This window comes from Pseudomonadota bacterium (assembly GCA_010028905.1).
GTDB lineage: Bacteria > Vulcanimicrobiota > Xenobia > RGZZ01 > RGZZ01 > RGZZ01.
The window spans coordinates 1-2340 of record RGZZ01000643.1 but is presented as its reverse complement, the minus strand read 5'-3'; the positions used below and the strand labels follow the sequence as shown (position 1 = coordinate 2340).

Genomic DNA, 2340 nt, shown 5'->3' with positions numbered 1-2340 from the left:
TACAGCCACTCGGTGCCCGACTCGCCTGCTTGTTGGAAGCCCGTCGACGCCATCGCCAGCCTGCCCCGCGATGCGCGCGACGCCGTCATCGACGAGTGGGTGTGGGGACGGCGCATCTACGGGGTCGACCACAAGACCGGCAAGCCTGTGCCCAAGCCGTCAGAGGGCGAGGTCGATCAGATGCTGGCGCGCCTCGGGGTGAAGGGCGTGGTGGTGGGGCACTCGCTGCGCCAGTCGCTGGTGCCGGTGAAGTCGTACGAGGGGAAGGTGGTCAACATCGACCTGCACGGCCACCCCTTGAGCGATCCCTGGCTCGAAGAGTATGAAGCCTGATCAGTAGGTGATGCCCCGGGCGTCGAGCACCTGCTTGAGCAGCGTGGGACGGTCGGTGATGAGGCCGTCGACCCCCCAGCCGATGAGCCGCTCCATGTCCTCGCGCTTGTTCACCGTCCACGGCACAACCTTCATGCCGAAGGTGTGGGCCTCCGCCACCAGGGCTGGGGTGAGCTCGACGAGGTAGGGCGAGACGATATCAGCGTTGATGGCGTGGGCCGCCTTCACATAATCGCCGTTGTAGTCGTCGATGTCGAGACCCGCCATCCACGGCGAGCACCCCTTCTCGCCCACATGACGGTACCAGCCCTCCTCGCCCCACTCAGGCACCTCGCAGGTGAGCGCCGACGTGGTCATCGACTTGTCGAGGCGACGCGTCTCGATGAGCGTACGCCAGTCGAACGACTGGATGATGCAGCGGTTCTCGAGGTGATGGCGCTTGATGACCTCGAGCACGATGGCCGTGAACGTGTACGGATCGGTGCCGTACGACGGCTCGGTGGCGTACGACTTGGTCTCGACGTTGAAGCAGACCCGCGTGTTGCCCATCTTCTCGACCATGTCGAACAGCGCGTCGAGGGTGGGCACGCGCTCGTGCGGCGAGACCTTCTGCGTCTTGCCGTGATCGGCGTAGTACTCGGTGTCGGCCGGGTTGATGCCGCCCACATCGTAGGTCTCGACCTCAGAGAGCAGCAGGTTGTGCACCACGGGCTCGTGCGCCGGCGTGAGCCACCTGCCGTTGGGGTCGCGGGTCACCGAGTACACCAGGCGAGGGTTGTGGCCCAGCACGGGGACGAGGTCGCGGGTGAGCTGCACGTCGAGCTCGAGGGTGGTGACGCCCAGCTCGATGGCGTGCCGGAACGCGGCCAGCGTGTTCTCCGGACGCTCATCGCGTCCGCCGCGATGCGCCTCGAAGTCGAAGCCGCGAAAGTCGACCTTGGCGAACACGGGGGCCCAGCAGGCCGCGGCGAGCACGATGACGATCGCGAGAAGCACAAGACGACGGATCATGGAGCGCTCCCCTTTCTGCGCCGATGCCGTTGGTCCTGCCCTGAAGCCTCTCGGCAGGCGAGGGCGCGGCAGAGCACGTCGCGAGATTCCTCTCGCACGTGTTTGCGAAGGGCGCGGCAGGCGAGGGCAGCAGCGACAGACCCAGGTCTCCTGCACCGCGCGTCGGCGAAGGGCGCGGCAGGCGAGGGCGGCAGCGACATACCCAGGTCTCCTGCACCGCGCGTCGGCGAAGGGCGCGGCAGGCGAGGGCGGCAGCACGGGCGAACCCGTTCCTGTGCGCACCGAACCCGCTCCCTCAAAGCCTGCTGCTCACCTGCTGCGCTTCGACGCCCACACACCCCCGACGCTCGACGAGGCGCGGCACGCACTCACCGCCTGGGCGCAGGCTCCCACGCCCCTTCCGCGCCCCGTGATCATCCACCCGGGATTCATGATGCCGGCGTTCGCCCTCGACGGCTTTCGCCGCACGATCGCGGCGTGCGCCACCGACACGCAGGGGCGCGTGATCAGCCAGGCATGTCACCCCGTCCTGCCCATCCGTGTTCAAGGCGACCGCCTCGCCGCTCGCGCGGAGCCGCTGTACGCGCTGGGCGACGGCAAGGTCGACGTCATCGCCCACTCGATGGGCGGTATCGTCACCCGCGAAGCCGCCCGCCATCTGCGCCCGCGCGGATTGCGTGTGGCCCGCCTCTTCTGCCTGGCCAGCCCGCATCAGGGCGCAGGCTTTCTCGCCCCCTACACGCCGCACCATCAAGCGCGCGACCTCTCGCTGCGCTCGTCGTACCTCGACGAGCTCAACGCCGACCCGAGCTCGCACGACTTCGAGATCCACACCTTCCGCCTGCACCGCGATCGGCTCATCAGCGCCGAGAGCGCCCACGCCGTGGGCGACCGTCACTACGACTGGCCTCCCCTGACCCGCTGGTTCTCGACCCACGCGCAGGCCCAGTGGGATATCCGCCTGCGCGCCGCGGTGATCGGCCTGCTGCTCGGACA

Annotated in this window: 3 protein-coding genes; 2 read left to right on the top strand and 1 reads right to left on the bottom strand. The window is 68.3% G+C overall.

What is annotated here, in order from left to right:
* The first annotated feature begins 12 nt into the window (after positions 1-12).
* Complete coding sequence (locus EB084_23885) at positions 13-333, top strand: hypothetical protein (protein ID NDD31303.1); 321 nt, start codon at positions 13-15, stop codon at positions 331-333.
* On the opposite strand, the gene EB084_23880 is transcribed toward EB084_23885, so the two are convergent.
* Entirely contained in the window at positions 334-1344 is a 1011-nt protein-coding gene (locus EB084_23880) for a glycerophosphodiester phosphodiesterase (protein NDD31302.1), read from the bottom strand.
* A 274-nt stretch (positions 1345-1618) separates the two neighbouring features.
* Between EB084_23880 and EB084_23875 the strand changes: the two genes are divergently transcribed.
* On the top strand, positions 1619-2340 hold a 722-nt coding region (locus tag EB084_23875), incomplete at its 3' end, for an alpha/beta fold hydrolase (GenBank protein ID NDD31301.1).

Coding starts and splice junctions, on each gene's coding strand:
- EB084_23880 (NDD31302.1), bottom strand. CDS start 1,344: ATGATCCGTCGTCTTGTGCTTCTCGCGATCGTCATCGTGCTCGCCGCG.